Source organism: Kordia sp., from assembly GCF_045105435.1.
Lineage (GTDB): Bacteria > Bacteroidota > Bacteroidia > Flavobacteriales > Flavobacteriaceae > Kordia.
The window spans coordinates 1-7139 of record NZ_JBGCDL010000060.1 but is presented as its reverse complement, the minus strand read 5'-3'; the positions used below and the strand labels follow the sequence as shown (position 1 = coordinate 7139).

Annotated in this window: 3 protein-coding genes and 1 pseudogene; all 4 read right to left on the bottom strand. The window is 34.4% G+C overall.

Annotation, left to right across the window (positions count from 1 at the left end):
* Positions 1-328 precede the first annotated feature (328 nt).
* The gene (locus AB8B65_RS02955; protein WP_405299373.1) at positions 329-757 is read right to left on the bottom strand and encodes a hypothetical protein; all 429 of its coding nucleotides are present in this window, start codon (positions 755-757) and stop codon (positions 329-331) included.
* 313 nt (positions 758-1070) lie between these two features.
* Complete coding sequence (locus AB8B65_RS02950; RefSeq protein ID WP_405299372.1) at positions 1071-3827, bottom strand: TonB-dependent receptor; 2757 nt, start codon at positions 3825-3827, stop codon at positions 1071-1073.
* Positions 3828-4172: 345 nt separating this feature from the next.
* Positions 4173-6740 carry a carboxypeptidase-like regulatory domain-containing protein gene (locus AB8B65_RS02945; RefSeq protein ID WP_405299371.1) on the bottom strand — a complete coding sequence of 856 codons (2568 nt, stop codon included), beginning with the start codon at positions 6738-6740 and terminating at the stop codon, positions 4173-4175.
* A gap of 156 nt (positions 6741-6896) precedes the next feature.
* A pseudogene (gene pgi / locus AB8B65_RS02940) lies at positions 6897-7139 on the bottom strand (glucose-6-phosphate isomerase); the annotation flags it as partial.

Genomic DNA, 7139 nt, shown 5'->3' with positions numbered 1-7139 from the left:
AAAGAGGCTGTCTAAAAAGTCATAATTTCGTCAAACCGAACTTGATTCGGTTTCGCATAACAGTTGAAAATCAGCTTTATGAGATTCTGGATCAAGTCCAGAATGACGACTTCTGAAACTTTCCAGACAGCCTCTTTTGATGTTTAATCTTTTGATGAAATTCGTCAATTTGAGTGAATTTTACGATTGAGAATAGCATGTTTTATACTAAAGAGTTCTCGATACAATTTTTCGTACCTCAAAATCACTCGAAATGACGCTTGGTTATACTTTTTAATTCAAAATGCACAACGGGTTCTGTTTATATATTCTGTTTGTAGTAATCTGATTATAAGCCTAACCAAATTTTCCAAGGTAATCTTGAAAGGATTAATACAAGTCCTATTCCGTAGAAGAGTGCAATTTTTCCAAAAGCTCTTTTAGCTGTTTCTTGTTTTTTATGTTTAGACCATCCTATTGTAATGAAAACAATGGCTAAGATTCCTATAATTGGATGTTCTAAAGCCATTAGTCTTGCTGTGCCCATGTCACCAATTTTTGTACTACTGAATACTTCCCATCCTTTTCCAGAAACAAAGTATAGAATGATTCCAATAAGCAGTTGCAAGTGTGTAAAGATGAGCGCAAATAAAGAGATGCGTAAATCTTTAGCTGTAAATTTTCTATTTGTTGTAAATCCTATGATTGCATTTGCTACTGCTATAATTAGTATTAACAGTACTAAGAATGCCCAATATGAATGTAAATCTTTTATCATGTTTTGAAAGTATTATTTTTTAGTTGATACACAAAGGTACTTATTTTTTTACTTGTGCTCTTAACAATTAAGAGGTAGTTATTGTTCTTTGTACTATGAATTGTAAAATGAGAAAGAGACTGTCTAAAAAGTCTAGTTTTCGTCAAACCGAACTTGATCCAGAATGACGTTTAACGTAACTTTTAAGACAATTTCTTTTTTATTGTTTTGGTATGAATTGAAATTTAGTTGTTGTTAGGTACAATGATTTGTTAAACGAAAAAAAGCCTCACAATTGCAAGGCTTTTTTTTGAATGTATATGTATGTCATTTTTTAGAATGAATAACGTACGCTAAAGTTCCACGTTCTTCCAAATCCGAAGAATGCTTTATTTGCTGTATTTACTCCATTAAATGTATCATCTCCATCTTCAGCAAAAATGTTTGTTTGCGATTCAGCAAGATAGGTAGTGTTGAATAAGTTGTTGATGTTTAATCGGAAATTCATTGTTTGACTTTCTTCTTTTCCAAAAGATAATCTGTACGATACACCACCATCAAATAAGTTGTATGCTGGTAATTGTAATGAACCATTGTTGTCGGCTGTATCAAAGTCTTCTGCTCTAATGTCTGCATATAAATCATCAGCTCTAAACCAAGCAATGTCAAACTTTAAACGTTCAATTGGCTCTACAATAGCAGCAATACGCATTGTTGTTTGTGCGGCGTTTCCAACTTTTACATCGTCTAAGAATAGTGTGTTTTCACCAACTACACGCTGGTTATCACTGTTGATATCAATTGCAGGTCCGCTTACTGTTCCTCCATATTCCCAATTACCGATAGATAACATTCCTCTGAAAGTTAAGATATCTAACGGTCGGTAAGTAGTTTCGAGTTCAAATCCTGTGTGTACTTGCTCTAATCCTACTACGTTTGTGCGTCCTTGTACTTCTTCCATTGGATCATCAGGATCAGTAAATGTTCCTGTAATTCTTTGGAATCTGTCTGTCCAAGAAGTTCTGTATATGTTTACGTTTGCGCTTAGTTTTTCGGATGTATATCCGTAACCAAATTCAATTCCAAATACTTTTTCATTTCTGTACTCTTCATTCAATTCATTGGTATTGTTAAGGTATATTGCATCAAACAAAGGTTGTTTTGAGTAGTATCCTGCGTTACCAAATACATTGTGATTTTCGTCAATGTTGTAGTTTAGTCCACCTTTAATGGTTCCACCTAAGATGTTTTCCCAATCGGTACGTTGTCCTTGTTCAGGCGTTAGTAAGAATAGGTCTTCTCTACTGTATGATTGGTTTGCTCCAGAAAACTGAACAAACGCAGAAATATCGTCTTTTTTGTATTCTAATTGACCAAAAAGTCCAATCCAACGTACATATCCAATATTGTAGTAATTGATTTTGTCTTCGTTGTCAATGTCTTTAAATACATTTACGATTGATGAAAAATCGGAAGAGTATGTGCTAGTTTGTACAATATTAGGGTTGTTTACATTAGAATTGTCTAAATATCCATCAGCACCTAATAAGTTGTCTAATCTTCTGTAGTGAAATCCTTTGTATGTTCTTGCGTCAAATCCAACATCTAAGGTTAAGTTATCGTTTAACTGTGTGTTTAAGTTTGCTAATAAACCAAACCAGTTGTGTGAGTTGATAGAAGCTCTACGAACAATACCGTTACTGTTTGAAGTTACATAGTGATTTCCATTACTATCTGGCTGCGTTAACGCAATTTGATCATCTCCAGTTCCTGTAAACGAAGTAGATTGTCCTCCATTCCATTGTGCAATTTGATCAAATTGAACCAAACCTGTATTGGCATCTCTGAAGGCTAAGCTTGAAGCAAAAGCAGATCTTCCTGCTCCTGTTCTACCTCTACCAATGTCTCCAGTTCCTCCACCACGTCCGTAAGAAGCGTATAATACTGTAGATAATTTTGTTTTCTCAGACATATCCCAATCCCAGTTTAATGATAATACTGGTTTGTGGTAAAAGTTTCTTCTCCAGTTAAATTCTTCACCATTTAACGTACCATTGTTAAAGTTGTACTTATCACCATATCGTTGGTAATCTGCAATAGTTGCTGCGTTAAAGAAACTTGTTGTTCTTTGGTTGTGAACTTGTGGCGCTCCAGTTAATGTAAACTGAATGTCATGTGTTCTTTTGTCGTTAGACCAACCAAATCCTACGAAATAGTTATATCCTTCAAAAGCAGTACCATCAATGTAACCATCTCCAGCAGTTCTACTGAACAAACCTGTAAATGCAAATCCGTTTTCCATTCTTCCTGTAGAGTACGATGCAATTGTTTTAAGGTAGTTATCATTACCTAGTGTAGATCCTACAAATCCACCTTCATTTCTTTCTGTCGTTTTTGTTACAATGTTTAATGTACCTCCAACAGAAGAGATTGCTAATTTAGAAGAACCTAAACCTCTTTGTACTTGAATTGCAGAAGCAACATCTGCTAATCCTGTCCAGTTACTCCAAAAAACAGCTCCGTTTTCCATGTCGTTTACTGGCACACCATTTACTAATACAGCAGTGTTTCTTTGGTCAAAACCACGAATGTTAATTCTTGAATCTCCAAAACCACCACCAGATTTTGTTGCGTATACAGATGGAGTTGCGTTTAATAATTCAGGAAGTTCTTGGTTCCCTAGTCTTTCTACAATTTCTTCAGCTCTAATGGTAGATACTGCTACAGGCGTTTCACGCTCTTTTGCAATATCGACAACACCAACAATTACAACCTCATCAAGAGAATTGTCAGAAGCTAAGGTAATGTTTCCTAAATTTTGTGTTCCTCCATTTACAGTAAAAGGAATTGATTTTGTTCCAAACCCTACATACGATACTTCAATAGTACCTGTAGCTGTTTTTACATTTAGTTTAAAATTTCCATTAAAGTCTGTTGATGCTCCATTTGTTGTTCCCTTTACCACGATACTAGCACCTGGCAATGGACCTGTTTCATCTACTACTTTTCCAGTAATTGTTCCTTGTGAGAAAGCAACCGATGTTATAAAAAACATCGCTACTGCAAAAAACAAGTTGTTAAACGTTTTCATAAGTTTTATTAGTTTATTTTAAATCGTCGCAAATGTACTAAGTTTTATCTTTAGAATTCACTCTTTACTTGATAGTATTTAAGTTTTTTTTAACAAATTAACAATTTGAAGAGTCACATCTTGGTTTGGTCATTCAATTTTTACAGTATAACTCAGAGAAACAGGCACTTTTGTACTATTTTTTATAGAATTTAGCCACATAATTTATCAAGATTGTTTAGTTGTTTGAGATCGATTTAGAGATTATTGAGAAAAATGAAAGGCATAAAAAAAGCCAAACCTTTATATGGTTTGACTTTTTTTGTATTGAGACAATTCTGTTTTAGAATTGTGTTCCTTTTTTTATTAGAAACGGTATCTTAAAGAAGTATTGAATGTACGTCCTTGAATTGGGAACGATCCAAATTGATCTGTATCTTGAATTCCTCTCTTATCAAATACGTTGAAAACATTTCCTCTAAAAGTAAGATCATTTCCTGCAATAGAGAAATCATACGTAAGACCAAAATCAACTAATTCAAAACTACTTAAAGTTGGGAAGTTTCTAGTTTGTGGTGTTCCATCAAAATCTCTATCATTTGTATAATGATTACCGTAGTGTTTCGCATTAGCATCAATAGACAATCCTTGTAATAATCTAGCTTTAGCTGTAAGACCTGCTGTAAACTGAGGTGCAGTTGTTATTTTAACTCCATCTCTATTCACTCCAGTTTGTGAAGAAATTAACACGTTTGTATCATCGTTGAATACTTGCACGTTGCTTTTTCCTTTATACTGCCAGCTACCTGCAGAAACAAATCCTCTTAAATCTAACCAATCAGTTGGTCTAGCATCTAATTCCAATTCAACTCCTCTGTGTACTTGACGTACGCCTCTTTCAAAAACGTTGATGTTTGTTTCTGTACCATTGATATCAATAGTACCTCCCGATAATAATACTCTGTTATCCCAGTCAGTATGATAGAAGTTGAAAACTGCTCTAAATACGCCATCAACTTCAAATTGGTAACCCGCTTCAAAACCGGTAATTTCTTCGTTATCAACTTCTGGTTGAACGAATTCATTAGATCTACGAATGTTAGTAAATACATTATCTAAATACGGTTGTCTTGAATAGTAACCTGTGTTTACATATATCTTATGGTCTTCTGCTAATTCATATCCTAAACCTGCTTTTAAGTTGTATCCTACTTTACTTAATTTATCAGATTTCCCTAAGTCACCTGCAAAACGACCTTCTCTTTGGTACGATTGGTTAGAAATTGCTCCTTGGAAAAATGCAGAGAATCTATCCGTAGCATATTCTCCTTGTGCAAATAAACCTTGGTATGTAATTGTTTCTGAATAGTCATAATCAAGTCTGTCACCTTCGTCAGCAAAGTTAAATAATGCTGCCCATGGATCTGGACTGTACTCTGTAGTATAGGTTTGTCCAGATTCTTGCCAAGAGTTTAAACCGTATAAGTTTGCTACTTGACGGAAGTGATCTCCAACGTAATATCTTAAATCTGTACCTACATTGAATGAGAAGTTATCATTTACTTCATGGTTGAAGTTAGATACAATACCGTACCAAGCATGGTTATTCATGGAAGCTCTACGAATGTAACCGCTATCTGGATTATCAAAACCACCGTTTCCGATAGCTGCATTTGATTGTTCAATAGCGAAGTAATCTAATTGACCATCGTCAGTTCTTGATCTACTACCTCTAGGTCCAGTTCCTCCACCACGTCCCCAAGAAGCGTATAATACGGTAGATAAATCAGATTTTTCACTAATATCCCAATCCCAGTTGATGTTCATTACTGGTTTGTGGTAAAAGTTTCTTCTTTCAGAATCAATGTTGTTTCTATATTGTCCTCCTGATAAACCTTCAGTGAATCCCCAATGTTGGTTAAACTTTGGATCTTCTAAAGTTGTTTCTACACTTTGCGACCATTTGTTACCGTGAAATTGTGGTGCTCCAGTGATTAAGAAGTTAAAGTTATGTCTTTCGTTTGGCTTGTATCCTACAGAAAAGAAATAGTTTTGTCCTTGTCCAAAAGTACCTCTACCCCATTTTCTGTGTGCTTGCCAGTGATCAAGTAATACTGAAAAAGCCCATCCTTTTTCGTTGACACCTGTATTGTATTCTGCAGTTCCTTTAAAATAACTGTCATTACCTGTTAAAAAACGAACAGAACCACCTTTTTGCTTTTCAGCAGCTTTCATTACAATGTTTACTGTACCACCTACAGAAGAAATTGCTAATTTTGATGCTCCTAAACCACGTTGTACCTGTACTGCATTTGCAATATCAGCCATACCTGCCCAGTTACTCCAAAATACACGTCCATCTTCTTGCGCGTTTATTGGTTGTCCATTTAATAATACAGCTGTGTTTGTATCGTCAAATCCTCTTACTAATAATCGTCCATCACCAAATCCAGTTTGTCTTGAAACGAATACAGAAGGCGTAAATTTGATAATTTCTGGTAATTCAACATTACCAACAGCTCTTTCTTGAATTTCTCTTTTCCTAATTGTTGATACTGCTATAGGCGTTTTTCTATCTTCAGCTAAATCAATAATTCCACTACCTACAATAATAACTTCGTCTAGTGAGTTGTTTGAAGTTAATGTGATAGTACCTAGATCTTTTGTTCCATTCACTGTGAAAGAAACAGTTTTTGTGTCATACCCAACATAAGATATTAAAAGCTTACCTGATGCTGAGTTTGCGTTTAATGAAAATTTTCCATTAAAGTCGGTTGATGTTCCGTTTGTTGTCCCTTTTACAACTATACTAGCACCTGGAAGTGGTCCTGAATCAGCATCCACTACTGTACCTGTAATTGTGCCCTGAGAAAAAGCAACTGATGTTATAAAAAACATCGCTACTACAAAAAACAAGTTGTTAAACGTTTTCATAAGTTTTATTAGTTTATTTAATGCCGCAAAAATCGTATTTATTGTGCGTGCATATATTAAGCGAATGTTAAATGTTTTAACATTATACCAAATTTACATTTTTAACTTATTTAATTGTTTTGCAGTTAATTAAGATATAAACCGAATTATTAACAGCTATTTTCTGTTTTTTTTGAAGTATTTTAAAAGATTAGTAGTTGACGCATCATGTTTCGCAATTTCAGGATTCTTAATATCTGTTAAAATTTTTGTGGCGAGTTGTTTTCCAAGTTCAACTCCCCATTGATCGTAACTAAAAATGTTCCAAATAACACCTTGTACAAATATTTTATGCTCGTATAACGCAATTAATGCACCCAAACTTTCTGGAGTTAACTTGTCTATTAAAATGGTATTTGT